The organism is Natrinema sp. CBA1119, assembly GCF_002572525.1.
In the GTDB taxonomy this organism is placed as follows: domain Archaea; phylum Halobacteriota; class Halobacteria; order Halobacteriales; family Natrialbaceae; genus Natrinema.
On sequence record NZ_PDBS01000001.1, the window covers coordinates 1,240,099 to 1,267,021 of the forward strand.

Sequence of the window (26,923 nt, forward strand, 5' to 3'; positions counted from 1 at the left end):
CCGGAGACTCGCGTCTCGGTGGTCAGTGGGTTCGCTCGAGAAGGACCGTTCTTCCGTCGTATCTTTACCTTGTGACCAGAGGCACTTAAAGAACGGACGGGAGCAGCGGTCCGTCGCGACGAAAATGAATCGAGACTACGCGGACGCGAGTTCTCGGAAGTCCGCCGCGGCCGTCCGCGTCCCTTTCGAGATGAGCACGTCGCCGCCGCGTAACTCGGCGTCGGCGTCCGCGACCAGCAGCCACCCCTCGCTGGGTCTGCGGATGGCGATCACCGACATCGTCGACTCGGCGTCGGGAACACCGGCGGTGACCGCAGTGCCGTCGAGTTCGCTCCCCGTCTCGACCACGACGCGAGTGATGATCTCGTCGCTCTCCTGAACGGCCATCTGCACGACCGGGTGGACGTCGATATCCCGCAAGACGCCCTCGCTGATCTCGATCGCGGTGTCGCTGATCCGCTCCGTGCTGCTTCCCAGCTGGATCAGCCCCCGCAGGGCGACGGGATCCGGCGCGTCGGCGGCCGCCCGTAGCGTCCACGCCTCGAATCGCGATTGCATCGCGTCGACTTCGACCTCGAGGTTGCGGACCTCCTCCGCGAGCTCCTCGCTGTCGAACAGCACGCTGCTGTAGGCCAGATCGACCGCGAGTTCGGAGAAGTCCTTCATATGGATGATCGTGTCCACGGCCCGCTCGAGGTCGTCGATGTCGGCCGTCTCGACGGAGGGTGCCTCGTAGACCTCGCCGGTCAGCGTCTCGTAAACGTCACCGATCGACGAGTCTGGGCCCCGCAGAAACGCCACGTCGTCGGCCTCGACGCGCGTGTTCGGGCCGGGGTTGAGCAGCCACTCGTTCCCCCGCCGGAGCGCGATCACGCGCACACCAGTTTCCGACTCGAGGTCGATGTCTTTCAGCGTTCGCCCGGCGTAGGGGGAGTCGGGGGCGACAACGCCCCGAACGAGAGTGCCCGCCGCGTCCGGCAACGCGGCCCGCATCGCTTCGGGCAGCCCCACGTCCTCGAGGACGATCTTCGCGATGTCGCCGGCGGCGTCGCTGATCCCGTCGGCCGCGCCCACGATTCCGAGGACGGGCGCGAGCTGTTCCGCGTCCGCGGGCTTCCGTGCAGCCATCAGGAGGCTCATCCGCGCGCGCAACTCGAGGACGTCCATCCGCTCTTCCAGTCGGAGCACCTCCGTGGCAAGCGGCTCGCTCTGGTGGAGCACCGCCGAGTACGAGAGGTCGATCAACAGCTCCGCCGTGTCCTTCATCTCCACGAGCACGTCCTTGACGCTGACGGGCTCGTACTCGATCGACGCCGACGATAGCTCGCCCTCGAGCGGGTCCATACCGTGAGAGTCGGCCCGCCGACGAAAAAAGCGTTTCCCGCCGACGGCTCGAGCGAACGATCGGGAGACGCGGCCTTCCGACACGGTTTTGCCCGGGCGCAAAGAACGCACGGGCAAGACCAATGCTCGACCGGACCTATCTGCGCGAGAACCCCGACGAGGTACGCGACGCCCTCGAGAACCGCGGGGCCGACGTCGACCTCGACGAGCTACTCGAACTCGACGAGCGGTGGCGGGAACTGAAAGCTCGCGGCGACGACCTGCGCCACGATCGCAACCAGATCACCAAGAAGATCGGCACGCTCGTCGCCGAAGGGAAAGACGAGGAACGCGAGGAAGCCATCGAGCGTTCCCGGGAGCTCAAAGCCAAGATCGAGGAGGTCGAGGAAGAGGGGGTCGAACTCGAAGAGGAACTCAGAGAACGGATGCTCGAGATCCCGCAGGTCCCCCACGAGAGCGTGCCGCTGGGAATCGACGAGCGACACAACGTCGAGGATCGGCGCTGGGGGTTCGACGACTCGCACGAGCTGCCCGACGAGGTCACCCCCCACTACGACCTCGGGGAGGAGCTGGACATCATCGACGAGGAACGCGCCGCCAAGACGACCGGTGCCGGCTTCTACTTCCTCAAAGGCGAGGGCGCACAGCTCGAGCACGCCCTGATCCAGTTCATGCTGGACCTCCACCGCGAGCAGGGCTACGTCGATCTCTTTCCGCCGATCCCGGTCAAGAGCGCCTCCATGCGCGGCACCGGCCAGCTCCCGAAGTTCGCCGACGACGCCTATCGGCTGGGCGGCAGCAACGAGGAGGAGTACGACGAAGACGATCTCTGGCTCTGCCCCACCGCGGAGGTGCCGGTCACCAACATGTACGCCAACGAGATCCTGCTGGACGACGACCTCCCGCTCAAACACCAGGCCTACACGCCCAACTTCCGGCGCGAGGCCGGCGAGCACGGCACCGAAACGCGAGGCATCGTCCGCGTCCACCAGTTCAACAAGGTCGAACTCGTCAACTTCGTCGAACCCGAGGAGAGCTACGACCGCCTCGAGAACCTCCTCGAGGAAGCCGAGGAAGTCCTCAAACAACTCGGCCTCCCCTACCGCATCCTCGAGCTCTGTACCGGCGACCTGACCTTCGCCAGCGCCAAGACCTACGACATCGAGGTCTGGGCCCCCGGCGACGACATGGACGACGGCCCCGAGGAAGGCGGCCGCTGGCTCGAGGTCTCGAGCGCGTCGAACTTCGAGGACTTCCAGGCCCGCCGCGCCGGCCTGCGCTACCGGCCCGAGCGCCACGAGTCGGCCGAGTATCTCCACACCCTGAACGCCTCCGGGCTCGCGATTCCCCGGGTGATGGTGGCGCTCCTCGAGTACTACCAGAACGAGGACGGGACGGTGACGATTCCCGAGCCCCTGCAGCCGTATATGGGCGGGAAGGAGGTCATCGAGGGCCACGAGAAGGTCGGCGAGGCCGCGCTCGGTGCCGGCGAACGAGAATAACACCGCACCAACGCTTCAGCGACGCACTCCTCGAACGCGGTTCGCGCCTGTCTCCATCGCTCTTCGTCACGGCCGCCGAACTACTCGAGCGCCGAACCGCTCGACCGTGTTTCGTCCGTCTTCGATCTCATCCGACGAGAGAATGTCCGCAAATCTTTGAAACCGGCTCTCGAGTCAGAGCTACGTGACGAATGGGGAGTTTAAACTGAATAGTCAGCGGTAGGCGCGGCTGACGGTTTAGCGATTGTACCGCGAGCGTCGAAGACGCGAGCGGCCTTCCTCGTGAACGCAGTGAACGAGGGCTCGGAAGAGCTGCGCTCTTCCGGCGTTTTTGGTGGCAAGCGAGACGCTTCGCGTCTCGCGGCACGTGCGAACGCAAAGCGTTCGCAAGACAGATTTTTCCTCCGAGCGGTGCGCGAACGCAGTGAGCGCACCCGAGGAGTAAAAAGGTGCTTAGAGGTAGTCGATCGCTGGCGGCAACTCGAGCTTCATGCCCTTGCGCTCTCGGATCTCCATGATCTTCTCGCGCTGGAGGGAGTCGGCCATGACCTCGAAGCCGGCGTTCTCGGTGTTCCAGGAGGCACGACCCTCGGTCGCGGAGCGGATGTCGCTCGCGAACCCGATCATCTCGCCGACGGGCGCGATACCCTCGACGACCATGAGGTCCCCTTCCTGGTACATGTCGTCGACGCGGCCACGACGACCCTGAATCTCGCCGGACGCAGCACCCATGTGATCATTGGGAACGTCGATACGAGCGTCCTGCATCGGCTCGAGCAACTTGATGCGGCCGTCGATCAGCGCCTTGTGGACGGCGTTCCGGGTCGCGGGAATGACCTGTGCCGGGCCGCGGTGGATGGTGTCCTCGTGGAGTCGAGCGTCGTGCAGGCGGATGAGCGTCCCCTGCACCGGCTCGTTCGCCAGTGGACCGTTGTCGAGGGCGTCCTCGAGCCCCTCGATGAACAGCTCCATCGTCTCGTTCAGGTGCTGGATACCCTTCGTCTGATCCAGCAGGATGTTCGAGCCGTGGATGTGCTCGACTTCCTGCGAGTCGTCCTTGTCCATGCCGGCGTCCTGGAGCGCCTCTCGGCGTTCCTGCTCGGGCATGTCCATCGACGCCTCGCCTTTCTTGATCGTGTCGACGACGTCCTCGGGCAGCGGCTCGACGGAGATGTAGAAGCGATTGTGGCGGTTGGGCGAAATGCCTTCGACCTGATCGCTCGCACGCTGGATCGCTTCCCGGTAGACGACGATCGGTTCACCGGTGTTGACCGGGATCCCCTGGTTCTTCTCGATACGCTGGGTGATGACCTCGAGGTGGAGTTCACCCTGCCCGGAGATCAGGTGTTCGCCGGTGTCCTCGTTGATCGTAATCTGGATCGTGGGGTCCTCCTTGGACACCTGTCGAAGGGTCTCGATGAGCTTCGGCAGGTCGTCCATCGTCTGTGCCTCCACGCTCTTGGTGATGACCGGCTCGGAGATGTGTTCGATCGTCTCGAACGGCGTCATCTCGACGCTGGAAACGGTCGAGCCGGCGATGGCGTCCTTGAGACCCGTGACGGCGGCGATGTTCCCCGCGGGAACGTGATCGACTTCCTCGCGTTCACCACCCATGTAGATCCCGACGGACTGGACGCGGTTCTTGCCCGCGGTCCCGGAAACGTACAGCTCCTGACCCTTCTCGAGGGAACCCGAGAAGACGCGACCGGAAGCGACTTCGCCGGCGTGGGGGTCCATCGCGATGTCGGTGACCATGAAGACGACTTCGCCGTCCTCGTCGACGAGGCGCATCGATTCGGCGAGTTCGGACTCCTCGTCACCGCGCCAGATGCGCGGGACACGACGTGGCTGTGCATCGACCGGGTTCGGGAAGTGCTCACAGACCATGTCGAGCACGACGTCCGACAGCGGCGTCCGCTCGTGGAGTTCCTGGCGCTCGTCGTTGCGCTCGAGGTCCATGATTTCGCCGAAGTCCATCCCGGTTCGCTGCATCGAGGGCATGGAGACGCCCCACTTGTACAGCGCGGAACCGAAGCCAACGGTGCCGTCCTCGACGGAGACGGTCCAGTCGTCGATGTCGTCGCGCTCCTCGGTCATGCCGCGGATGAGTTCGTTGACGTCGTGGATGACCGACAGGAGTCGGTTCTGCATCTCTTCGGGTCCTTCCTGCAGCTCGGAGATCAGACGGTCGACCTTGTTGATGAACAAGGTCGGCTTGACGCCCTCTCGGAGCGCCTGACGGAGCACCGTCTCGGTCTGGGGCATGGCCCCTTCGACGGCGTCGACGACGACGAGCGCACCGTCGACGGCGCGCATCGCCCGGGTGACGTCGCCACCGAAGTCGACGTGGCCCGGCGTGTCGATGAGGTTGATGAGGTGGTTGGTACCCTCGTACTCGTGAGTCATCGAAACGTTCGCCGCGTCGATGGTGATTCCGCGTTCCTGCTCGTCCTCCTCCGTGTCCATCGCGAGCTGTTCACCGGCAGTCTCATCGGAGATCATGCCGGCACCGGCGAGGAGATTGTCAGAAAGCGTCGTTTTCCCGTGGTCGACGTGAGCGGCGATGGCGATGTTCCGGATGTTCTCCGGTTCGTCCATCAGCCGTTCACACTCTTGGACGATCTTCTTGCGTCGGCCCATATATACCCCATTACCGCCAGCGGGGTCAAAAGGGTAGTGTTTCGTCGCCGCCGAAATTCGTCGTCTTCCCGGTTCGAACGTTTGAATATCCAATTTGAGTGAGTGAATCCCACCCGTGATGTGTGACTCCCGATCCACGGTGACGCGACTACATAATCCCGGAACGCCGCGATCCGAACTCACATCGCCACCGTAGCCGTGTGGCGGACACGACCCAATTCACCCGCGTGCAATCGCACGCAAGAGTCAAATCCCGTCGGCTCTTGTTAGTATCACACATGAATATTCGCGTTCAGGGGCCGGGTCCGACCTCTCCATTCCTCAGCGCCCGTGACCTCTTCGAAACCGAACACGACCTCTCGCTGCCGGTCTACGTCCACCTCCGCGACGATCCGGACGAACGAACCTGGGCCGCTCACGACGACGATCGCCACGTGCTCAACATCTCGAGGCAGGCCGCCTCGTCAGCGATGGCCCGCGAACTCGCCCTTCACGAGTTCGCACACATGGCTCGCCACGAGCAGCGACACCCCTCCCACACCCAGTCGACCGAGGAGGTGCTCTATCTCGCGCTGGCCGGCAAGAGCGTCGAACGGCGCAAACTCTCCCACTGCTATCAGATTGCAAACCACATGAAAGATATCTACGCCGACGACATCACGCTCTCGGTCGGCCCCGGCGAGAAACTGCTCTCCTTCCTCGAGTCGAGCCTCGCCGCGGCGGTCGCCGACCGACCCGAGACACCGCCCCGACCCGGGCTCGAGCGTCTCTCTGCGAGCGCCGACCCGGAAATCACGGCCGTAAACGCCGCGTTCGCACTGGCGCTCGCGGAACGGCACGATCTCGTCGACAAGGACCACCGACTCTACGACCTCGCGCACGCGGCCGCGATGGATGCACCGAAGGTCGACTTCGAGGCGTTCAAACAGCGGTTCCGAGAGCTCGCACGGGAGCCCGACACGAGCTCTTACCGGCAGGTGCTCGTCGACGCGACACGGGCGTACGTCGGCGGCAAGGGACCCGCGGCGGACTGAGTCGTCTCGACCAGAATCGCGACGGTGACCGGCGTGATCGGCCGACTCGAGCGGATACCTGAAACGGCGGTTCATCGAAGCGTTGACCGTACACTTCAACCCGAACATTTATTGTTTGAGGGTATAAAACCGTGGAACATACTAGTGATGCTCTCGGGAACGGACTGTGAAGGGACGAACGGGGACGGCTTCTCCGACGAGCTAACGCGGTTGAAACGACAGGGAGCGAGCGTTCTCGTCGTAGGTTCCGTCCAGCCTGACCAGCGTCGAGATACCTGTCAACGGCTGCTAGGTTGTGGGGCCAGCCGTGTCCGGCGACGCGTTCTGGTCTCGACGACCGGCGAACCACACCCCGTCTCACACTTCGTCGACGACGGGAGTTCGGAGACGCTTTCGGTTATCGCCTACAACGCGCAGGCGCGCAGTGCCGCCGCGACCGCTCCGGATGTTTCGCCGTCGATCGAACCGTCGACGACCGATGTCGATACCCTCGCCGACCTCGGCATCGCCATCTCGAGTGCGATCGAATCCTTCGAAGCCACCGCCGACGTGCTCGAGCCGTCCGAGGTCAGGGTCGGAATCAATTCGTTGCTTCCCCTCCTCGAGGAGTACGGCAGACAGCGAATGTTCAAATTCCTGCATTTGATCAACGGCCGAACGAGGACCATCGACGGGATGGTGCACTATCACCTCCCGGTCGAACGGGATGCGCAGGTCGTTCCAGTCCTCTCGCCGCTTTTCGACGTGGTCGTCGAACTTCGGGAGCAAAACGGCGACTACCAGGAGCGGTGGGATATCGACGACGGAGCCTACAGCTCCGGCTGGCTGCCGGTCGATTCGGAGTAACGGTCCGTCGCTGGACCTGTCCATCAGTCCGATCTCGGGAACGGCCACACGCGATTCCAGAGACGCCCTATGAGCCACTCATCCGTTTCAATGAAACCGAAATTCGAGCCGACAGAAGAGGGGATCGAGATAATCGATCCGATCGAACGACACCGGTATCGACTGACGATGAACGAGCCGGTTTCGCTCGAGTCAGCGTCTGTTGATCAAATCGGGTTCCCTATTGATTCAGTGGTGAAGATTACAACTGATTCGATTACGCTACCAACAATCAACCAAATTCTCGTCCGGGATGCGGATAAGACGATGGTAGAAAAAGTCCCCCAAGCGAACAGGCTGACCTCCCGTATGGCGAATATATATTGGATATCTCGGGACCAATGAAGGTCTATGCTGATATCGATAGCTCGGTTTTCATCTATTCAGACAATGATCAGACATACATTGATCTAGACGAGTCGACACAGGTGATCCTTGGTGCTCGATCATTCCATGAGCGACCAGCAGGAACGATTACAACGACAAACGACCCGGAAGACGTTATGGCAGCGGTGTCTGCCTTTGGTTCAGCATTGAAAACCACAACCCCAGAACGGACCTATCCGACACTCCGCGGCCATCCGCCCCGCCTTGAAATAGGTGATGAATTACAGATTCCGGATGAATTTGCCCAAACGGGAACAGGAATCCGGATCAAGATTCCTCCGACACTTCAAAATACGTTCATAGTCGCGCCATTAGCATACTATCTTGATGCTGATGTAGTTTCAGGGACGAATTCTAGATTAGTCACTAAATCTGGCTATAAACACTCTTTAGATAGTGGAAGGAATCTCGAAACAACGGTTGCACGAATACTGAAGCAGATATTCTTTCTCGACTGTGTAGCCCGCACAGAGGGGACAACGCCTCTTCCATTGTACGAACGGGAGGCAGTCGAATCTGTCCTTACATTTGATCCCGAAGTTGCATACGATCAACCACTTGTTAAACGGCTAGAAACATATCTGGAGATGCCATTTGCTTCTTTGCAACCACATCTCCCTAGTTGGCGACTTGAGACACAGTTTAAGCCAACTGCAGAATATATTAAGTTCCTACCCTTCGTTACCAACGATCTAGCTATTATTAAAATACAAGAAGAGGATGCTAGTCTATCATCATTTAACTCAACAGCGAAAAAGTCAATCAAAGAATTTACTCGAAGCAGTGAGGAATTCCATCGAAGTGCAAGTTCTCGAAGCAGCCGTGGGAACAAAACTATATCTGAATCCAAGAGCCCACCAACGGAGACAACAATTCGGCAATTATGGGCTGGTATTGATGGATCAGAGATTACTAGTACAGCCCCATTGATGGCATATGAAAATAATATTGGACGGGCACCGAAAGATGGTCCTATTGAAATTGAAGTGATTTGCAATGATCCTGATATGGAGGAAGAGCTCAAGGGCGTTAACGGGACTTACGGTGCCCGCGAAGAGTTACCGTTTGAAACTACTATCCACTATGAGCTTACCACATCTGATCTTACAGACGTATTGACAAGAGATAGTGATTTTCTACACTATATCGGTCATATAGATGAAGATGGATTTCAGTGTTCGGATGGGAAACTAAATGCTGCGACGGTTAATACAGTAGGTGCAAAAGCGTTCCTACTAAACGCGTGTCAATCACACGAACAGGGAATCCACCTCGTTAAAGCCGGTAGTATTGGGGGAATCGTAACTCTCAGTAACGTTCCCAATAGTGGTGCAGTGAGCGTAGGAAACCTTATTGCTCAATTGTTGAACCTTGGATTCCCACTCTATGGTGCACTAGATATTGCCCGTCAAGAAAGTATCGTTGGGCAGCAATATCGTATGGTCGGTGATGCACGAACAACGATAGCACAATCAGAAATCGGCATACCAAATATTTGCTTAGTAAATGAGATAGAGGACGGAACTGTTGTTAATATATTACCATATATTTCAGCAGAGATTAGAAGAGGAGGTGTTTATTCACCCCGTATAGAACCAGTCAACCGGTATAAGGTAGTCCCTCATGAAATACCAGATGTGTCAGTAACCGATCCAGAACTCAAGAAATTCTACGAAGAAGGACAATTTCCAGTATTTTGTAATGAAGAAATTTGGTGGAGTGATGAATTACTTGATGATAGTCTCTAACTCTATGGCCCTAAGAAAAGATTAGTATTTGCCGTGGCTGCCCCTGCCTGAGAAAGTAACAGCAGAATCGTGAACAGGGCGCCGATCATTCGCGGGTGATTCTTCAAGTACTGTGTAATGTCCGTCATGGTACACTCGAAGTATAGTACCAGGCTGTAATTAATTTATTTTAATATCTCTTTCAAAGGATAGATAATACCAATATGATAGACTACTTGTTGAAACGTTATTAAACGAATTAGTAGAACATCAAATACGAATAGCACCTCACTGGTGGTATTCGCAATCCAACTCCGAGCCGCTGTACCACCACTCGAGCGTCACTCGATGGGGGCTGTCAGGGTGAGATACCGGATGGAAATCCAAGGAAGTGCTGTAGTAGCCACTGCAAGTCACTGCACACCTGATCGCACGACAGTAGCGCGGTTCGGAGCGAGCGCGGTTCGGAGCGAACGTAGTGAGCGAGAACCGCGGGGATGCGAACGGCGAGCGAAGCGAGCCGTGAGCGAACGGAGTGAGCGAGAACTGCGGACTGTGCGATCAGTGTGTAACTAGTTGCAGTTGGTACTATAGTAGAGCGGGTCGAAAATCGATGGCACTACTCCGAGTGAGAAACCGACCGAAAAACAAATCGATAAATCGCGTTAGCGGGCGGCTGCCGCGACGCGCTCTTTCTCTTCTTTCTGACTGACGGCGTACGTCTGGACGTCGTAGTTGGCCGCGCCGATGAGCTGGTTGGCGATTGCCTCCTCGACATCCGTCGTCGTCTTGAACGACGAGTTGTAGACGCCCTCTGCGAGGAACTTCAGGGACTGGTCGACCCGACGCTGCGGGGCGACGTCGACGGCCTTCGGGACCGAAATTCCACCGTACTTCAGGCGGACGGTCTCCTCCCGCGGGGCCGCGTTCTCGACGGCCGTCACAAGCACCTGAATGGGGTTATCTTCGGTGCGCTCGTGAACGAGCTCGAACGCGTCACGGACGTGGTTGAGCGACTGCTGTTTCTTGCCCGTGTTCTCCTCAGTCTGCATCAAGCGGTTGATGAAGCGCTCGACGATCGAGATCTGGGACTTCTTGAACTGCTTGTTGGCGTGGCGGCCCGCGGTGTGAGCGACGGGAGTCACCGTGATGTAGCGCTCGGTCGAGGGATCGGCGTACTCGAGTTCGCCGACCTCCCACGTACCGAAGAGCTTCGCCGAAACGTCTGTGCCACCGGCCGGCGCGTCCGGATCCGGTTGATCTTCTGCAGCCATGATTATCGCACCGGTTTTTCCGCGTTCCCGCGAACGAGTTCTTTCAGTGCGACGCCGTTGACCTTGTCGACCTTGTAGTTGACACCGGAGAGGTCGCCCATCGCACGACCCTTCGCCCCACCGATCCCGGCGATGGTGACTTCGTCGTGTTCGTCGATGAACGAGATGGCACCGTCACCGGGACAGAACGCGGTGACCTGCTTGCCGTTCTTGATCAGCTGCACTCGGACGCACTTTCGGATCGCCGAGTTGGGCTGTTTGGCCTCGATGCCGACCTTTTCGAGTACGATACCGCGAGCCTGCGGTGCACCCTCGAGTGGATCGGACTTCTCGCGAAGTCCACGGGCGCGGCGCGCGTAGTCAGAGTCGGACCACCGCTGATTCTGGCGGTCCTTCTTGAGCTTCCGCGCGGCATATTTGCCGTTTGCCATGGAGGTCGCTATCCGACGAAGGCACTTAAGCGACCCGTTTCGACTCCGCGTGACGGCTCGAGATCGCTTTAGGAACATCGCTCGCCGAATCTGCGGGCGTTTCGCCGGCTCGAGTTACGCCCGGAGCGCGGGTTAGCGACGTTCGGCGGGCGAGAGGTCCCCGAACGGACGATCGACTGCGAGCGGTCGATCGATTTCGGAGACTGTCGCCTCGAGGGGTACGTATCGGCCAAAAATCGCAGCGAGACGCAAATCAGATGAGCTGGACGTCGTCGATCCCGAAGTGGCGATCCGCGAGCGTTCGGGCGGCATCAATCGTCCGACCGTTCGTTCCGATCGCGACGCCGTGGTCGTCTTCGGCGACCTCGACGTAGGCGACAGTATCGTCGTTTTCGCTGATGGTGACGTTGTAGACGGCCGCTGGCGCGAGGACGTTTGCGACGAACGCCTCGGGATCGTCCGCGCCTTCGACGAGACGAACCTGCGCATCGACCCGGTCCTCGAATCGCTGGACCGTCCGACCGCCGGGGCCGATCGCTTCGCCCATTCCGCCGCGTTCGACCACGATCAGGAGCCTGTTACCGCCCTCGGTGACGAGACAGTCCCGACCGTCGACGCCGGTCACGTCCTCGAACGCACCGAGATACTGGCGGGCGTCGTCGTCGAGGGTAACACCCATCGATCAGTCGGCCTGACCGCTCCCGGAGGTGGTCGATCCCATCCGGAGATCGACATCGCCGGTGCCGAGCTTGATCGGCTTGCCGACGATGACGTTCTCCGTGACGCCGTCGAGATCGTCGATCTCGCCGTGGATCGCGGCGTTGAGCAGGTGGTTGACCGTCACCTCGAACGCCGCGCGTGCCAGCACCGAATCCTTCGAGCCCGAGATGCCGTGGCGGCCGATCGACTCGACCTCGCCGCGATTGGTCATCATGTCCGCGACGAGCATCAGGTGCCGGACGTTCACATCGTCCAGTCCCTGCTCGGCGAGCGTGTTGTTCGTCTCCTCGATGATCGCTTCGCGAGCAGCCTCGATGCCGAGGTTGCGGTGGATCTCGTGGATGTTGTTACACGTCGTCCGCGAGGCATCGACGCCCTCGATATCGAGGGCGTCGCCGAAGGCCGATCCCTCGGTGTAGAGGACGAACTCCTCGCCGTCCTCAAGTTCCTCGCGCCGGATGACGACGCGGGAGACCTCTTCGATCCCCTTGAACGTGATTTCGCGGAGCTCTTCGACCAGCTGGAGGAGATCGCGGTAGGACGGTTCTTCGGGGCCAAACTCGATGCTGGCACCTTGCTGGACCGTCTTGACACCAAGGGAGTCCTCAATGATCTCGGCGACTTCCTCGGCCGTGATCAGCCGCTCTTGCAGCGTGTCCTCGTTGAGCGAGATTTGAACGCGCATGTCCGCGACGTTCGTCGAGACGTCGCCCAGTGCGAGGATCTTGGTTGCCTCGATGCTCCAGACGACCTCGTGGGCCTTCTCGCGTTCGGTCGCGTACTCGTCCTCGAGGTAGACGGTCATCATCGGCGTGTCCGGGGTCTTCCGGGCGTCGACTAGCTCGATCAGCCGAGGCAGCCCCTGGGTCACGTCGATCTCTGCGACACCCGCGTAGTGGAACGTGTTCATCGTCAGCTGGGTGCCGGGTTCGCCGATCGACTGGGCCGAGACCGTCCCGACGGGGTCGAGCGGGGGAACTCGCGTGTTCAGATAGCGGGTCTCGACGGCCTTCGAGAGTTCGTCGGCTTCCTCGACGGTCGCGCCCTCGCGGCTCTCGAGCGTCTCGTAGACCTCGTCTTTGAGTCGCCGTGGGAGGTCGGTGTCTTCAACGACCGCGATCGTGTCGTCGTCGACATTGTAGTCGACGCTAGTCATCCGAGCTCACCCCCACGTCCTCGGCGAGGCGATCGTCGGCGTGTTCGGAGAGGTTCGTCGGCTGTGGTCTGGAACCGAGGAACTCGTCTCGTTCCTCTTCGGAGGCGAATTCGGAGTCGAGTACCTGACTGGCGATGTGTTCGACGTCGATGTCGTTGTCGTCTCCGGAGGAGACTTTGACCGGCGACGTGCCGTCCTCGCCGAACTCGAACTGGACGATCGTGTCCGAGGTGTCTCGAACGGTACCGTCGTACTGGGACTCGAGTTCGGAGAGGGCGTTGATCAGCCGACGCTGCAGGTAACCGGACTTGGAGGTACGGACTGCGGTGTCGACCAGGCCCTCACGACCACCCATCGCGTGGAAGAAGAACTCCCGCGGGGTGAGTCCGCTCGTGTAGGAGTTCTCGACGAAGCCGTGTGCTTCAGCGGAGAGGTCGTTTGGCTCGTAGTGGCTGAGTGTCCGATCCTCGTACCCACGGTTGATCCGCTCGCCCCGAACCGCCTGCTGGCCGACCGCGCCGGCCATCTGGGTCAGGTTGAGCATCGATCCGCGGGCACCGGAGTTGGCCATGACGACGGCTGGATTGTCGTCCTCGAAGTGCTCGTCGGCGATATTCCCGGCGTTGTCACGCGCACGCGAGAGCGCCTGCATAATCTTCATCTCGAGGGTCTCGTCGATCGTCCGGCCGGGGAGACTCTCGAGTTCGTTGTTCTCGTAGGCCTCGATCAGCTCTTCGACGCGGTCGTTGGCGTCGTCGATCGTCTCGTCGATTCGAGACTGGGCTTCCCCGGGGATGGTCTCGTCGTCGATCCCGATCGAGAACCCGAAGTGCATGATGGCGCGCATCGCCAGCGTCGAAACTTCGTTAATGAAGATCCGCGCGCGGGTGTTGCCGTAGACTTTCGTGATCGTGTCGACGATCTCGCCGCCGAACTCACCGACCTCGTCCTCGGCGATGGTACCCTGGAGCAACTGGCCGTCTTCGATGACGACTTCGTCGCCGACGGTACCGGTGAACTCGAGGTTCAGGTCGTCGGGCAGCAGTTCGGAGAAAACGTCGTAGCCGGTCCAGAACGGCGTTCCCTCGTCATCGATCCCGCTCGGTTCCGGCAGTTCGTCGATTCGGGTGGCACGAAGCAGGTCCAGCGCCTGCGTCTCGTTGAATCGGGGGTTGTCGTGGGTCAGGAGGTACATCCCGGAGATGTGGTCCTGAATGGCCCCAATGATGTTCTCGCCAAAGCGCGGGGAGAGGATCTGTTCCTGAACGCGCATGAGGACGCGGGCCTCCGCGCGGGCCTCCTCGTTCTGGAGGGCGTGCATGTTCATCTCGTCGCCGTCGAAGTCGGCGTTGTACGGCGGACAAACGACGGTGTTCAGCCGGAACGTCTTGTACGGCATGACCACGACCTCGTGGGCCATGATCGACATCCGGTGGAGCGACGGCTGGCGGTTGAAGATAACGATGTCGCCGTCGATGAGGTGGCGGTTGACCTCCCAGCCGGCCTCGACCTTCTCGGCGAGCTGTTCGCAGTTCTTCTCGGTCACCTTCAGCCGGCGACCGTCCGGCCGCCGAACGTAGTTCGCACCGGGATGACCCTCGGGGCCGTTCGAGACGAACCGACGAGCGTCCTCGAGATTGCGCTCGGTGACGTTCATCGTCTGGGTCATCTCCTTGGCCACGCGGTCGGGGACGCCGACCTCGTTGAGCGAGAGGGTCGGGTCCGGCGAGATCACGGTTCGGGCCGAGAAGTTGACGCGCTTGCCCGAGAGCGAGCCGCGGAAGCGACCCTCCTTGCCCTTCAGCCGCTGGGAGAGGGTCTTGAGGGGGCGGCCGGAGCGGTGTCGCGCCGGCGGCGTCCCCGAGATCTCGTTGTCCATGAACGTCGTGACGTGATACTGGAGCAGTTCCCAGAGGTCCTCGATGATCAGTTGGGGCGCGCCGGCCTCGCGGTTCTCCATGAACCGCTGGTTGATCCGAATGATGTCGACCAGCTTGTGGGTCAGGTCGTCCTCGGATCGCTGCCCGTTGTCGAGCGTGATCGACGGTCGCGCGGTGACCGGCGGGACGGGGAGAACGGTGAGGATCATCCATTCCGGGCGGGACCGCTCGGGGTTGATCCCCAGCACCTCGATGTCCTCGTCCGGAATATTCTCGAACCAGTCCCGGATGTCGCTGGGCATCAGCTTGTTCGTGTCCTCCTCGGTCAGGTCGATATCAAGAGCCTTCTCGATGGCCTTTCGCTGGCTCTCGCGCGGACGGAAGGAGCCCGAAAGGATCTCGTTAACCCGCGTGAGTTCGATCTCGGTTTTTTCGGCGAGTTCGTCCGGCGTCGTCCGGTCGATCCCTTCCTCCTCATCGCCCTGCATCGCGCCGGCGATGCGCTGGGAGTACTCGCTGGTGAGGACCTGCTGGACCTCGTAGTAAGTCGTCGGCTTCTCGTGGTCGATGTCGTACTGGATTTCGCCACAGAACGGACAGCGGTCCTTCTTCCGAGCCTGCCGAATCGCGGCCTTCGTCACGTCGTTGAGATCCCGGCTCAGTTTCCGGGATTCGTCGAGTTGACCGCGGAACTCGTCGCGTTCGTCCTCGGTGAGGAGGAGTTTCGAACACTCCCGACAGGTCCCCCGCAGGAGCCGTCGGATGAGTTTCGTAAAGCCGACGTGGATGACCGGCGCGGCCAGTTCGATGTGACCGAAGTGGCCGTTACACGAACCCGAGTGCTTCCCGCAGGTCTTGCACTCGAGGCCGGGGTCGATCACGCCGAGTCGGGGGTCCATCAACCCCATGTCGATGGGGAACCCGTCGTCGTCGTACGTGTCGGCGGTGATGATCTTCGTCGCGCTCATCTCCCGGTATTCCTCGGGCTCCATGAGCCCGAAGGAGATCGCTCCGATGTCTTTTGGTGTCGTATCTTGCATGGGTTAGACGGCGTCCTCCAGTTCGAGTCGCGGTGCGATACCCAGCGCCTTCATCTCGTCGAGCAGGAGCTTGAACGCGTAGCTCATCTCGATCTCGTGGATATCAGTCTCCTCGTCGCAGTTCGGACAGTAGACACGCCGTTGTTCGACATTTTCGACCGCGCTCATCCCGCAGTTCGCACAGACGTGGATGAACTCGCGGTCGGACTCGTCGAGCAGTCGTTCCTTCAGCGTCATGGCCGCCCCGTGGCCGATGAACACGTCGCGTTCCATCTCCCCGATACGGAGGCCACCCTCGCGGGCGCGTCCCTCCGTGGGCTGTCGGGTCAGCACCTGCACCGGCCCGCGCGAGCGGGCGTGCAGCTTGTTCGAGACCATGTGGTAGAGCTTCTGATAGAAGATGACCCCGACGAAGATTTCGGCGTCGATCTTCTCGCCGGAGATACCGGAGTACATGGTCTCCTTACCGGCCGAATTGAACCCGGCGTCCTCGAGCCCACCGCGAAGTTCGTCTTTGTCCTCGCCGAGGAACGGCGTCCCGTCGACGCGCCGTCCCTCCATCGCGCCGAGTTTCCCGCCAATCATCTCGAGGATGTGGCCGACGGTCATCCGCGACGGTAGCGCGTGCGGGTTGAGCACGAGGTCGGGGACGACGCCCTCCTCGGTGAACGGCATGTCCTCCTGGGGTGCGAGGTGGCCAATGACACCCTTCTGGCCGTGTCGTGACGCGAACTTGTCCCCGAGTTCGGGGATCCGCTCGTCGCGCACGGAGACCTTCGAGAGCTTCGAGCCGTCTTCACCCTCCATGAGGGTGACGGTGTCGACGATCCCCGACTCGCCCGAGCGCATGGTGACGGAGGTCTCCCGGCGCTTCTGGGGCGAGAGCCCGCCCATGTCGTCGGGTTCCTCGAGGAATCGCGGCGGGCTCGTCTTCCCGAGCAGGACGGAGTTTTCGTCGACCGTCGTCTCGGGGTTGACGAGGCCGTCCTCGTCGAGATGGGTGTACGCTTCCTCACCGCGGGCACCGCGAACGTCCTGGCTTGGAATCTCGAAGCGATCCTCTTGGCCACCGGGGTAGCGGCGCTCCTCGCCCTCGTAGGTGCGAAAGAAGTGCGAGCGAGCGAGCGCGCGTTCGACGCTGGCCTTGTTCATGACCAGCGCGTCCTCGATGTTGAACCCCTCATAGCTCATCACGGCGACGACGAAGTTCTGGGCCGCCGGCCGCTCGTCGTAGCCGATCTGCTCGGTCGTCTGGGTCTTCACCATCGAGAGCTGCGGGTAGTGCAGCAGGTGCTGGCGCGTGTCCGGCCGGATCCGGTAGTTCGCGCTCGGCAGCCCCAGCGACTGCTTGATCATCCCTGCCCCCATCGTAATGCGGGGCGAGGCGTTGTGCTCGGGGTAGGGGATCATGCCCGCACCGATCGAGAAGATCAGCGACGGATCGATCTCGAGGTGCGTGTGTTTCTCGGTTAGATCGTCCTCGTCGACGCCGACGAGGATGTCCTCTTCCTCCTCGGCGTCGATGAACTCGATGTAGCCGTGATCGACGAGATCCTCGAACTCGAGGTCGCCGTCCTGGAGCGCCTCGATCTCCTGCTGGGAGATGCGCGGCTCGCCGTCCTCGACGACCAGCAGCGGCCGTCGTGCACGGCCGGCGTCGGCGTTGACGATCACTTCGCGAGTGCGGTCTTTCACCGAGACGTTGACCATCTCGCTGACGTCGCCGATGCGTCGCGCTTCGCGGATCTGTTCTGCGAGTTCGTGCGGATCGGGATGCGTCCCCACCAGCGACCCGTTGACGTAGACTTTCGCCTCTCGTTGTTGGCTGCTCATAATTTAATCGTCCCCTGACGCTGTCGTCCGTTCGATACCTTCGAGGCCGGGAATGCCCTCGACGCCCATCGATGCGAGTTCACGTTTGAGTTCCTGTTCGTCCTCGACGTTCTGTGAGAGCTCCATCGATTGGGCGAAGTTCTTCACCAGTCCACAGTTCGGTCCCTCCGGCGTCTCCGATGGCCCGATGCGACCCCACTGGGTCGCGTGCAGGTCCCGCGCTTCGAAGTGGGGCTGCGAGCGAGAGAGCGGGCTGCGAAGTCGGCGCAGGTGGGAAAGAACGCCCATAAAGTCCGTCCGGTCGACCAGCTGGCTCACACCGGATCGGCCGCCGACCCAGTTGCCCGTCGCGATCGGGTGCTCGAGCCGTTCAGTGAGCACGTCGGATCGAACGACCGTGTTCACCGAGAGCTGCCGGTTTCGCATGTTTGCGCGCTCGAGCTGGTATTTTACGTCCCGCGCCAGCTTGTTTAGCGCGGTCCGGAACAGATCCTTCATCAGGTCGCCGCTGACCTTGAGCCGCTTGTTCGCGTAGTGGTCCTTGTCGTCGGACTCGCGCCGTCCGAGCGCGAGTTCGAAACAGGCCTCGGCCATCCGACAGAGGTAGTGGGCCTTGTTGATCCGGACGTCCTCCTCCTCGACGCCCTCCTCGTGGAGGTGAGGCAGGAGGTAGCGATCGATGACGTAGTTGGCCCGCTTGAGCTGGTAGTTCTTCCCCTGGCCGGAGGCGACGCGCTTCCCGAGCTCCTCGATGGCCCCCTCCTCGGTCTGGACCTCGGCTTCCTCGAGGTTCTCGAGCATGTACTTGACGACCTCGGGGTCGTTCGAGACCTTGTGGACGATTTCCTCGTCCGATTCGAGGCCGAGCGCCCGCACGAGTGTCACGAAGTTGATCGAGCCAGACACCGAGGGGAACGAGACCTCGAGCAGCCCTTCACGATTCCGTTCGCACAAGACGAGAGCGCGGTAGCCTCGGCGCTGTGAGAAGGTCTTGGCGACCTGAATCTCGTCGCCGTACTTGCTGTCGTACTCCGCGAGTATCTTGTTCGGTGCGAGATCCTCGCTGGTCATCAGCACCCGCTCTGAGCCGTTGACGATGAAGTAGCCGCCGGGGTCGGCGGGGTCCTCGCCGATCTCGATCAGTTCCTCGTCGGAGAAGCCGGCGATGTTACACTTGTCGGAGCCGACCATGATCGGCATCCGGCCGATCTTCGTCTCGGTCGAGTCGACGACCCGCTCGTCGCCTTCCTCGCCCTTGACGATGGACATTTCCATGAACACCGGCGCGGAGTAGGTGATGTTGCGGAGGCGGGCCTCCTGTGGGTACAGCAGTTCTTCGGAACCGTCCGCCTCTCGGACGCGGGGCGTGACGACGCGGACATCGCCCAGTTCGACGTGGACCGGCTCCTCGCCTTCCTTGTCGCCGATGTCCGTGTCGATCGTCTCCTTCTCGTCGACGACCCGCTGCATTCCTCGGTTGAGGAAGGCGTTGAACGAGCGGTAGTGGTGTTCGGCGATCCGTTCCTTCGCGAAATATTCACGCGAAATCTCTCGTCGGTCGTCGCGGTTTAGTTCAATTGCCATTTATTCCACCACGAGTCGATAGATGACTGCCTGCTCGGTCGTCCGCGAGTCACGGACGATCTTGATAACGTCGCCGATCTCCGCCTCGTCGGGGAGGGCGGGATCCTTGCGCTGTATTTTCGGTAAATCTGTACGATCGATGTTGTATTCCTCGAGCACCTCCTCGAGCGTGTCGTCCTCGAGGACACTGTGCTCCGGAACCAGTTCGTGTTGGCTTACGTCTACCATGTGTTGGTGTGAGTGTGGGTGTGCGTGTCGGCTATCGGGAGAGAAGCGGCTGTCACGAGATACTACAGGCAGGTAGCGGTGGGAGGCATTTAACGGTTACTAACTCGAGGCACAAGCGGGGCTACCCGGCCGGGCAAAGCTGACCGGAACCGTCGATCACACTCGAGAGTATCCGGTTCTCAGTTATATTCCTTGTGGGTCGTGTGATGTTGTAGCACGATCTAGTGGGGAAACGGGCTCGAGGCGGCTATCGTGGCGAGATTGACCGTACCACACGGTGTTCGATTGAAAAGCCTTAATACCAGCAGCGGGTAACCATGTGTTGAAGCCCGGGTGGTGTAGTGGCCCATCATACAACCCTGTCACGGTTGTGACGCGGGTTCAAATCCCGCCTCGGGCGCTTTTTCAAGGAACTAACCGGCAAGCGACGCGAGTCGCGATAGTAGCCGTCGGAGACCAACACGGGATGTGACTCTGGAACGATCGAGCAGTACGGATGTGATTTGCCGATTTGAATCACATTCTAAACATAAACCCTCTTTGGGGCTAATTGGTAGACGTTGGTGCGTCCCGCGCTTCCTTGAGCAGGACTTTATGTCACCGTGCCGTCCAAACAGCTCCGGAGCAAAACCCTTAATACTGTTAGCCGGAAACGAAGAGTTGCGAGCCCGGGTGGTGTAGTGGCCCATCATACAACCCTGTCACGGTTGTGACGCGGGTTCAAATCCCGCCTCGGGCGCTTTTTCGAAGAACTAACCGATGAGCGAAGCGAGTCGCTATTCTTCGAAAAAACGGAACGATGGATTTGAATCAGTGAGCGACGGACTTCGCCGAAATCGGTGGACCCACCGATCATTTTTATCCAAGAAGGCGACCCATCATGCCATGCGCAATTCGAAAGCAGTCGGCGACGAGACCGAAGCGAGAGCACTGTCCGAACTCATAGCCAGTGACTACAGCGTCTCGGTTCCCTTCGGAGACAACGACAAGTACGATCTCATTGTGGACGACGGGACTGACCTCCATCAGATCCAGTGCAAGACCGGCTGGTCGAACAAAGCGAATACGATGCGATTCAATACCCACTCACAAACCACGAAAAATGGCGATTATCACGAGGACACCTATCACGACTTGATCGATGCATTTCTCGTCTATTACCCCGATAACGGGCAGTTTTACTGGGTCGATGCGGCCGATGCAACTGAACAGAAGATGGAGTTTCGGTTCGAGTCCAAGATCGATCATCCCTCGATAAACTGGGCGAGAGAATACGAATTCGATGGAACCATTCCGTGATCTCGACTGTCGAACTGAACGAAAGTGCATGATAGTAGCAACTGGACGTGTTCACGTCGATCGCACGATTGCTGTGCGATCGGTGGGCACTGACATCCAGTTGTTACTAGAGATGGTTCGAACGATCGAGATCTAAATGCTAATTGTTTAGTCTTCCCTCGTCAATACGTCAGCAACCGAGGACATCGATCTCCAGATCAATGACGAAACCGATCACCGTACTCGTCGTCGACAACGAACCCGGCTTCGCGTCTCTGGCCGGAGAGATGCTCGAGCGCGAACGTGAAGCGATCACAGCCGAGGCGGCGACGGACGGCGCGGAAGCGCTGGAAATTCTCGAGCGCCGCGGGGTCGACTGTATCGTCAGCGATTACGAAATGCCGGAGATGACGGGCCTGGAACTGTTAGAGCGAGTCCGGGAGACAGACCCCGACCTGCCGTTTATCCTCTTTACAGGGCGGGGATCGGAAGAGATCGCCAGCGAGGCGATCGCGGCGGGGGTAACACAGTATCTCCAGAAGGAATCCGGCGAGGAGCAGTACGCGCTGTTGGCGAACCAGATCACGAACGCAGTCGCCCAGTACCGCACCGAAACGGAGCTCCGAGAGAGCGAGCGCCGCTACGATCGGACGCTGACGACGTTACACGAGACGACGCGAGATCTGATGCGAGCCGAGACCAAAGCGGAGATCTACCGGGCGGCGGTCGAGACGGCCCGCGAGATCTTGGACGTGGCGGTCGCGGCGGCCTACGCGTTCGAGCCGACGGCGGGGGCTCTCGAGCGCGCGGCGTCGACGCGACGCTCGCCCGAGTTGGGCGATCTCGCGGAGACGTTCGAACGGGGAGAGGGACTGATCTGGGAGGCGTTCTCCGAGGGAGACAGCGCCTATTACGAGGATGTCAGTCGCGAAGACGGGACCGATACCGCAGAAACGGTGGGTCGAAGCGAACTGATCGTCCCGCTGGGGACGCACGGCGTCTTGGTCGCGGGGACGGAGGACGTCGACGGGTTCGACGAGACGATGACGGAGCTGTTGCACATTCTGGCGGCCAACACCGAGGCGGCGCTGGACCGGGCCGAACGCGAGCAGCTGCTTCGCGATCACGATCGGACGCTCACGCAGCAAAACGAGGAGCTGACGCGGCTCAACCATACGAACGAGATCGTCCGCGAGATCAATCACGGCGTCGCGCAGGCGTCGACGCGCGCGGCGATCGAGGAGACGGTATGTGATCGCCTCGCCGGAACGGACCGGTATCGGTTCGCCTGGATCGCCGCGAGCGACGACGAACCGCCCGCGCCGACCGCCTGGGCCGGGATCGACGCGGCGTACATCGACGGAATCCGCGCCGGCAACGACTGCGCACCCGAGATCGAACTGGTTCGGGAGATCCTCGAGTCGGGGCAGGTGCGGACGGTACGCGACGTGCTCGAGGACGACCGGTGGACGGTGCGACGCAAGGAGGCGCTGACCTACGGGTTTCAGACGGTCCTGGGCGTCCCGCTCGCTGCGGACGAACGGCGCTACGGCGTCCTGATGGTCCACGTCGCGGGAGCCGACGCGGTCGGTGAGCGCGAGCGCGAGGTGCTCGCCGAGCTCGGGGAGACGATCGGACACGCGATTCAGTCTGTCGAACGGACGCGAGCGATGCTGACCGATAGTCGCCTCGAGCTCGAACTCGCCGTAGGGGGCTCGCGATTGCTGCTCAACCGGCTGTCGACTCACGTCGCCGGGACGGAGCCGATCGCGCTCGAGGGCGTCGTCGACCGCGGCGAGGACGGGATCGTCCTGTTCGTCAGCGCGCCGGCGGCGGCGGATCTCACCCCGCTGGAAGCATCGTGGGCGTCGATCGAGACGCTCTCGGTCGTCTCCGAAGGCGAAGACGAGACGCTGTTCGAGCTGACGGTGATGGCGACGCCGTTCCTCGACGTGCTTCGAACGTACGACGTACAGATCCGGATGGCGACGGCCGAAGACGGGACATCGACGCTCGTTCTCGACGTTCCACAACGGGTCGAGACGCGGGCACTCATCGAGGCGATCAGAGAGGAGTATCCCGAGACGGAGCTGATTGCCAAACGGGAGACGACGACCACGCAGTCGGCGCGACAGCTCGATACCCACCTCGCGGAACGACTCACCGACAAGCAGTTCGAAGCGTTGCAGGCGGCTCACTACAGCGGGTTCTTCGAGTGGCCCCGCGAGAGCACCGGCGAAGACCTCGCTGACGCGCTCGACATCTCGCCGCCGACGTACCACTATCACCTGCGAGCGGCTGAACGAAAGCTCGTCACCATGGCGTTCGACGGGAATTCTAATTAATTAGTATATTCTGTAAGGACACACAAACAGTTAGAAAGTATTCTTACCCACCATCGGTTCGTATCGGTAATTGGCGATCCGAGGCACATTATCGCCATCCCCAATTCCCCCACCCCCTTTCCCGAACCATTCGTTCTATAGCGACGCCGTTCGTCGAACGGGTGCCGAAAACCGGTTTTGATGGGAGTACTCCATCACAGTGCAGTCCAACGAGAGAGCTCCCCGCAGAGCGACGTGTGAACGAGTCCGATCAGTCGGGGCGGTCAGACAGGGAAATGTCGTCTCTGTCAAAACCACCGGTTATGTCAATCAGCGGCCCCCGATCGTAATGTCTCGATGAGACACTAATTAATTAGAATCTGTTGTATCGAGGTGGTAAACAGTTAGAGATTATATTTAACTCCCACCAGTTCGTACGAGTAGTTGGCGATCTGAGACAGACTGTCGCCACCCCCATTCCCCCCACCCTTTCTACCCGCCCTCGAGAGACATCTCGCGGTGTGCGCGCGAAGTCATCCGAAAGCGGTACTGGCTATCCCAGCAACACCGGCGTACCGGCTCGAAAGAGGAGCGGCCGCAAATCGGGCCGTAATACTGTTCGGCGAGAGCGGAGAGTTCCGTGCTATCGGGATCGGCGACGCTGTGACTGCCGGTCTGCGGCCTCGTCCCACTCGATCCAGTCCTGTTCCCAGCCGCGACGGGACTCGGCGCGTCGCTGTGCCCGTTCGCGGTCCTCGCGAGTCATCCGGTTTCGCTCGACGGCTCCCGATTGCTCGCCCTCGACCAGCAGCGGATCGAACGAGACGGGATCGAACCGGTCGACCACGCCGTCGGTCGAGACCGCCTCGAGTCGCTGTCGTTGGGTGCCACGCGGGAAGACCAGTCGCCCGCCCTCGGCGAGTTGCTCGAGCAGGGCGCGGGGCGGTTCGACCGCGGCGGCCTCGAGTAAGATCCGGTCGAAGGGGGCGTACTCGGGGAAGCCCGTCGCGCCGTCGCGGCAGTCGACGAGGACGCCGTCGTAGCCCGCGTCGGCGAGGTTCTCCCGCGCTTCGACGACCAGTGGCCTGGAGATGTCGACAGCGTGAACGTTCGCTTCGCCGACGACCTCGGCCGCGACGGCGGCGGTGTAACCGACGCCGACGCCCACGATCAGCACCGTCTCGTCATCCTCGAGTGCGAGCGCCTGGAGCAGTCTGGCGGCCGTGCTCGGGGCGAGGACGCGGGTACCGAAGGCGTCGTGTTCGCGATCGGCGTAGGCCGTCCGTTCGTCGTCGAGAAACGCGTGCCTGGGCACGTCGCGCATCGCGACGGCGATGGTTTCGTCCGAGAGGACGTTCTTTGGCGCGGCCTCGAGGCCGTCGACCATGTCCTCTCGCAGTACCGCGAGGTCCATACGCCAGCTATCGCACCGGCCGTTATGAATGGCGCGCTTGCTCGTCCGATTGTCAGCTACCCTCGCATCCGGACGAATCGAACGCCGCCATTCTTGGTCCGTTCGAGCGAGCCGTCGGGGCGTTTCGTCGCGTCGACGAGCGTCTGGCGACCGGTTCCGATCGGCGCGAGCACCTGGCCGCCCGGTCGGACTTGCTCGACGACGGGGTCGGGAACGTCGGTCGCCGCGCAGGTGAAGTAGACTGCGTCGTAGAGTGCGTGCTCGGGCCAGCCGTCGCGTCCGTCGCCGACCCTGATCGAGACGCCGTCGTACCCCAGCTCCGCGAGTTGCTCGCGGGCCCGCTCGGCCAACTCCTCGCTGTACTCGACGGTGGAGACGTTCTCGTCGCCGACGAGCTCGGCCGTCACCGCCGCATGGTAGCCACAGCCAGTGCCGATCTCGAGGACAGCATCGCCGGGGTCGACCTCGAGCAGGTCGGCCATGATCGCCACCATGTGTGGCGCGCTGATCGTCTGTCCGTCGCCGATCGGCAGTGGCCGGTCGGCGTAGGCGCTGTCCCGACGGTCGGGCGGAACGAACTCGTGACGCGGGACCGCGTCGAGGGCCGCGAGGACGCGGTCGTCGTCCACGCGCGGCGCGACGGTCTCGACCATCCGCCGGCGTGGAGCCTCGTAGCTATCGGTGTCGGACATGGGTCGGCGCCGAATACGCACTCGAGAACAGTAGGGAGTGGGGTGGCGAGTACTGGGGTTCGGCCCCCTGTGCTGGGAGGAAAACGACGGGAGACGGGCGGCCAGCACTGGACGGGTGACGGTGAGCAGTGCGACGCGGCCCGCCTACCAGGCCGACCAGGCGCTGCTCTGCTCGTCGTAGGCGTAGACGCGTTTGATATCCTTCGCGAAGCCCGTATCGCCGCCCTCCTCGAAGCGGTCTCGCCGGTAGCCCTCGGCGTCGCCGCGGACGACGAAGGCGTCGATCTCGAACTCGTCGTCGCCGAAGGACTCGACCGCCCCGACCTCGAACTCGTAGTCGCCGGGGACGTGGACCGTGATACTGTGGCTGTCGTCCCTCGAGCCGTCCTGGGGATGGATCGTGACGTTGACCGCCACGTTGTCGACCTCGCGGGTCCAGACGGTCTCGATCTCCTCGGCGGGGGCCGCCTCGACTCGTTTCTGTCCGTCGAGTTCGACGCTCGTTACGCGGACGGTCGAGAGCACTTCGTCGGTCTCGAGGATGAACTCGTTGCCGACTTCGATGCGCTCCTCTTCGGGCGTGGTAACGTTCGCCGTGAACGATTCGCCGCCCTGGGAGATGACGACGTCGAGGGTGACCTCCGTCTCGGTCTCGGGCTGAATCTTGTGGACGTGACTACACTCGCTGCATCGAACGGTCAGGTGTCCGCCGCCCTCCGTAAGTACCTCGTGGACCGTCTCGAGGTCCGGCGAGCACGAAGGACAGGGCGTCGGAACCCGGTCCGGTATTTCGCTCATGGGCCTCCTAACGGCTACGCACCTAAAAGGCGATTGAACCCGTCGTCCGGTTGGGAGCGACCCTAGTTCCCCTGAATCGCGTCGATGACCATCGCCGCGGCGATGATCGGTTCTTTGGGGACGCTGCTGGCGTCGTCGATGACGATATCGTAGCGGTCGCGCAACGAGAACTGGCCGCTGATGGAGCCGACGTGTGCACCGTTCTGATCGGTGATCTCGTACTTGTGCGGGATCCAGCCGCCGAACGGAAGGACGTTCCGGGCCAGCGTCACCATCGCGCCGCGGGAGTTGATCTCGGCCAGTTTCTCCTCGGTGGTCGCGTCGCGGATCCGCCACGTGTCCTGTAGCAGCGAGTAGTCGTTGTCCAGAACGACGATGTTCTCGCCGGTCCGGGCGTCCGAGAGTACGTAGTTCCCCGCGACGTCGATGATGCCGCCGGCCTTCACCGTGAACACCTCGTTTCCGTCGGCGTCGACGAAGGGGAACTCCTCTTTCATCTTCAGCATCTTCTGTTTGCCCCGGAGGACGACGTTCCCGTCCGCGTCGAGCGCCCTGTACTTGTTTCGGACGAGCCCCTGCTCGACCGTGTAGCGGTCGTCGGTGAGCTCGATTCCCTCGATATCGTACGCTCGAGTGTCGCTCATCGGATTCCACCTCACACTACCCGAACTTGAAACCACTAGGTTCTCACATATCGGCCGGAGTTCGAGCGCATCCCGACGGAATGGAATCGACGGAAGCGATAACAATCG

At 61.3% G+C, this 26,923-nt stretch carries 21 protein-coding genes and 2 tRNA genes; 8 read left to right on the forward strand and 15 right to left on the reverse strand.

The annotated features are described in order from the left end of the window. Window positions 1-135 precede the first annotated feature (135 nt). Window positions 136-1,344 carry a potassium channel family protein gene (locus tag CP556_RS06065; RefSeq protein WP_098724798.1) on the reverse strand — a complete coding sequence of 403 codons (1,209 nt, stop codon included), beginning with the start codon at window positions 1,342-1,344 and terminating at the stop codon, window positions 136-138. A 122-nt stretch (window positions 1,345-1,466) separates the two neighbouring features. Here CP556_RS06065 and serS point away from each other — a divergent pair, with 122 nt between their 5' ends. After that, the gene (gene serS, locus CP556_RS06070; RefSeq protein ID WP_098724799.1) at window positions 1,467-2,846 is read left to right on the forward strand and encodes a serine--tRNA ligase; all 1,380 of its coding nucleotides are present in this window, start codon (window positions 1,467-1,469) and stop codon (window positions 2,844-2,846) included. 453 nt (window positions 2,847-3,299) lie between these two features. Here serS and CP556_RS06075 read toward each other — a convergent pair whose 3' ends face one another. Continuing rightward, window positions 3,300-5,486, reverse strand: coding sequence for an elongation factor EF-2 (locus CP556_RS06075; RefSeq protein ID WP_098724800.1), 2,187 nt, complete (start codon window positions 5,484-5,486; stop codon window positions 3,300-3,302). A gap of 278 nt (window positions 5,487-5,764) precedes the next feature. Between CP556_RS06075 and CP556_RS06080 the strand changes: the two genes are divergently transcribed. The 3 genes from CP556_RS06080 to CP556_RS06090 all read left to right on the forward strand — a co-directional run bounded on the left by CP556_RS06080 (window position 5,765) and on the right by CP556_RS06090 (window position 9,540). Then, window positions 5,765-6,520, forward strand: a complete 756-nt coding sequence (locus tag CP556_RS06080; RefSeq protein WP_098724801.1) for a DUF5781 family protein — start codon at window positions 5,765-5,767, stop codon at window positions 6,518-6,520. 147 nt (window positions 6,521-6,667) lie between these two features. Further along, complete coding sequence (locus CP556_RS06085) at window positions 6,668-7,366, forward strand: DUF7504 family protein (protein WP_098724802.1); 699 nt, start codon at window positions 6,668-6,670, stop codon at window positions 7,364-7,366. A gap of 380 nt (window positions 7,367-7,746) precedes the next feature. Then, window positions 7,747-9,540 carry a hypothetical protein gene (locus CP556_RS06090; RefSeq protein WP_255291413.1) on the forward strand — a complete coding sequence of 598 codons (1,794 nt, stop codon included), beginning with the start codon at window positions 7,747-7,749 and terminating at the stop codon, window positions 9,538-9,540. 2 nt (window positions 9,541-9,542) lie between these two features. On the opposite strand, the gene CP556_RS27530 is transcribed toward CP556_RS06090, so the two are convergent. The 9 genes from CP556_RS27530 to CP556_RS06130 form a co-directional block, all read right to left on the reverse strand. Continuing rightward, window positions 9,543-9,668 (reverse strand): DUF7503 family protein, encoded by a 126-nt coding sequence (locus tag CP556_RS27530; protein ID WP_486187770.1) that lies wholly within the window; start codon window positions 9,666-9,668, stop codon window positions 9,543-9,545. Window positions 9,669-10,184: 516 nt separating this feature from the next. Continuing rightward, window positions 10,185-10,793, reverse strand: coding sequence for a 30S ribosomal protein S7 (locus tag CP556_RS06095; RefSeq protein ID WP_098724803.1), 609 nt, complete (start codon window positions 10,791-10,793; stop codon window positions 10,185-10,187). Window positions 10,794-10,795: 2 nt separating this feature from the next. Next, entirely contained in the window at window positions 10,796-11,224 is a 429-nt protein-coding gene (locus CP556_RS06100) for a 30S ribosomal protein S12 (RefSeq protein ID WP_004267302.1), read from the reverse strand. Between the two features lie 253 nt (window positions 11,225-11,477). After that, window positions 11,478-11,903, reverse strand: coding sequence for a NusA-like transcription termination signal-binding factor (locus CP556_RS06105; protein WP_098724804.1), 426 nt, complete (start codon window positions 11,901-11,903; stop codon window positions 11,478-11,480). Between the two features lie 3 nt (window positions 11,904-11,906). Continuing rightward, a complete protein-coding gene (rpoA2, locus tag CP556_RS06110) occupies window positions 11,907-13,100 on the reverse strand; it encodes a DNA-directed RNA polymerase subunit A'' (RefSeq protein ID WP_098724805.1) in 1,194 nt (397 codons plus the stop codon). Next, window positions 13,093-16,020, reverse strand: coding sequence for a DNA-directed RNA polymerase subunit A' (locus CP556_RS06115; RefSeq protein WP_098724806.1), 2,928 nt, complete (start codon window positions 16,018-16,020; stop codon window positions 13,093-13,095). Before CP556_RS06115 ends, rpoA2 begins: the two co-directional genes overlap by 8 nt. 3 nt (window positions 16,021-16,023) lie before the next feature. Continuing rightward, window positions 16,024-17,853 carry a DNA-directed RNA polymerase subunit B gene (gene rpoB / locus CP556_RS06120; RefSeq protein WP_098724807.1) on the reverse strand — a complete coding sequence of 610 codons (1,830 nt, stop codon included), beginning with the start codon at window positions 17,851-17,853 and terminating at the stop codon, window positions 16,024-16,026. Window positions 17,854-17,856: 3 nt separating this feature from the next. Beyond that, complete coding sequence (locus tag CP556_RS06125; protein ID WP_176548137.1) at window positions 17,857-19,437, reverse strand: DNA-directed RNA polymerase subunit B''; 1,581 nt, start codon at window positions 19,435-19,437, stop codon at window positions 17,857-17,859. Next, a complete protein-coding gene (locus CP556_RS06130) occupies window positions 19,438-19,665 on the reverse strand; it encodes a DNA-directed RNA polymerase subunit H (RefSeq protein WP_098724808.1) in 228 nt (75 codons plus the stop codon). It abuts the gene before it with no gap. Between the two features lie 327 nt (window positions 19,666-19,992). Between CP556_RS06130 and CP556_RS06135 the strand changes: the two genes are divergently transcribed. The 4 genes from CP556_RS06135 (at window position 19,993) to CP556_RS06150 (ending at window position 23,288) form a co-directional block, all read left to right on the forward strand. Then, a tRNA-Asp gene (locus tag CP556_RS06135) sits at window positions 19,993-20,065 on the forward strand. 266 nt (window positions 20,066-20,331) lie between these two features. Continuing rightward, window positions 20,332-20,404, forward strand: a tRNA-Asp gene (locus CP556_RS06140). Between the two features lie 146 nt (window positions 20,405-20,550). Beyond that, window positions 20,551-20,964 (forward strand): group I intron-associated PD-(D/E)XK endonuclease, encoded by a 414-nt coding sequence (locus tag CP556_RS06145; protein ID WP_098724809.1) that lies wholly within the window; start codon window positions 20,551-20,553, stop codon window positions 20,962-20,964. A 200-nt stretch (window positions 20,965-21,164) separates the two neighbouring features. After that, complete coding sequence (locus CP556_RS06150; RefSeq protein WP_098724810.1) at window positions 21,165-23,288, forward strand: bacterio-opsin activator domain-containing protein; 2,124 nt, start codon at window positions 21,165-21,167, stop codon at window positions 23,286-23,288. Window positions 23,289-23,910: 622 nt separating this feature from the next. On the opposite strand, the gene CP556_RS06155 is transcribed toward CP556_RS06150, so the two are convergent. The 4 genes from CP556_RS06155 to CP556_RS06170 all read right to left on the reverse strand — a co-directional run bounded on the left by CP556_RS06155 (window position 23,911) and on the right by CP556_RS06170 (window position 26,815). Beyond that, a complete protein-coding gene (locus CP556_RS06155) occupies window positions 23,911-24,681 on the reverse strand; it encodes a protein-L-isoaspartate O-methyltransferase family protein (protein ID WP_098724811.1) in 771 nt (256 codons plus the stop codon). A 56-nt stretch (window positions 24,682-24,737) separates the two neighbouring features. Further along, entirely contained in the window at window positions 24,738-25,373 is a 636-nt protein-coding gene (locus CP556_RS06160; RefSeq protein ID WP_098724812.1) for a protein-L-isoaspartate(D-aspartate) O-methyltransferase, read from the reverse strand. A gap of 144 nt (window positions 25,374-25,517) precedes the next feature. After that, the gene (locus CP556_RS06165) at window positions 25,518-26,171 is read right to left on the reverse strand and encodes an HVO_0476 family zinc finger protein (RefSeq protein WP_098724813.1); all 654 of its coding nucleotides are present in this window, start codon (window positions 26,169-26,171) and stop codon (window positions 25,518-25,520) included. 62 nt (window positions 26,172-26,233) lie between these two features. Beyond that, window positions 26,234-26,815, reverse strand: coding sequence for an LURP-one-related/scramblase family protein (locus tag CP556_RS06170; RefSeq protein WP_098724814.1), 582 nt, complete (start codon window positions 26,813-26,815; stop codon window positions 26,234-26,236). Window positions 26,816-26,923: the final 108 nt, after the last annotated feature.

Excerpts from the sequence above, each read along its gene's own strand:
- CP556_RS06065 (WP_098724798.1), bottom strand. The coding sequence starts at position 1,344 with ATGGACCCGCTCGAGGGCGAGCTATCGTCGGCGTCGATCGAGTACGAG.
- serS (WP_098724799.1), top strand. The coding sequence starts at position 1,467 with ATGCTCGACCGGACCTATCTGCGCGAGAACCCCGACGAGGTACGCGAC.
- CP556_RS06075 (WP_098724800.1), bottom strand. The coding sequence starts at position 5,486 with ATGGGCCGACGCAAGAAGATCGTCCAAGAGTGTGAACGGCTGATGGAC.
- CP556_RS06080 (WP_098724801.1), top strand. The coding sequence starts at position 5,765 with ATGAATATTCGCGTTCAGGGGCCGGGTCCGACCTCTCCATTCCTCAGC.
- CP556_RS06085 (WP_098724802.1), top strand. The coding sequence starts at position 6,668 with ATGCTCTCGGGAACGGACTGTGAAGGGACGAACGGGGACGGCTTCTCC.
- CP556_RS06090 (WP_255291413.1), top strand. The coding sequence starts at position 7,747 with ATGAAGGTCTATGCTGATATCGATAGCTCGGTTTTCATCTATTCAGAC.
- CP556_RS27530 (WP_486187770.1), bottom strand. The coding sequence starts at position 9,668 with ATGACGGACATTACACAGTACTTGAAGAATCACCCGCGAATGATCGGC.
- CP556_RS06095 (WP_098724803.1), bottom strand. The coding sequence starts at position 10,793 with ATGGCTGCAGAAGATCAACCGGATCCGGACGCGCCGGCCGGTGGCACA.
- CP556_RS06100 (WP_004267302.1), bottom strand. The coding sequence starts at position 11,224 with ATGGCAAACGGCAAATATGCCGCGCGGAAGCTCAAGAAGGACCGCCAG.
- CP556_RS06105 (WP_098724804.1), bottom strand. The coding sequence starts at position 11,903 with ATGGGTGTTACCCTCGACGACGACGCCCGCCAGTATCTCGGTGCGTTC.
- rpoA2 (WP_098724805.1), bottom strand. The coding sequence starts at position 13,100 with ATGACTAGCGTCGACTACAATGTCGACGACGACACGATCGCGGTCGTT.
- CP556_RS06115 (WP_098724806.1), bottom strand. The coding sequence starts at position 16,020 with ATGCAAGATACGACACCAAAAGACATCGGAGCGATCTCCTTCGGGCTC.
- rpoB (WP_098724807.1), bottom strand. The coding sequence starts at position 17,853 with ATGAGCAGCCAACAACGAGAGGCGAAAGTCTACGTCAACGGGTCGCTG.
- CP556_RS06125 (WP_176548137.1), bottom strand. The coding sequence starts at position 19,437 with ATGGCAATTGAACTAAACCGCGACGACCGACGAGAGATTTCGCGTGAA.
- CP556_RS06130 (WP_098724808.1), bottom strand. The coding sequence starts at position 19,665 with ATGGTAGACGTAAGCCAACACGAACTGGTTCCGGAGCACAGTGTCCTC.
- CP556_RS06145 (WP_098724809.1), top strand. The coding sequence starts at position 20,551 with ATGCGCAATTCGAAAGCAGTCGGCGACGAGACCGAAGCGAGAGCACTG.
- CP556_RS06150 (WP_098724810.1), top strand. The coding sequence starts at position 21,165 with ATGACGAAACCGATCACCGTACTCGTCGTCGACAACGAACCCGGCTTC.
- CP556_RS06155 (WP_098724811.1), bottom strand. The coding sequence starts at position 24,681 with ATGGACCTCGCGGTACTGCGAGAGGACATGGTCGACGGCCTCGAGGCC.
- CP556_RS06160 (WP_098724812.1), bottom strand. The coding sequence starts at position 25,373 with ATGTCCGACACCGATAGCTACGAGGCTCCACGCCGGCGGATGGTCGAG.
- CP556_RS06165 (WP_098724813.1), bottom strand. The coding sequence starts at position 26,171 with ATGAGCGAAATACCGGACCGGGTTCCGACGCCCTGTCCTTCGTGCTCG.
- CP556_RS06170 (WP_098724814.1), bottom strand. The coding sequence starts at position 26,815 with ATGAGCGACACTCGAGCGTACGATATCGAGGGAATCGAGCTCACCGAC.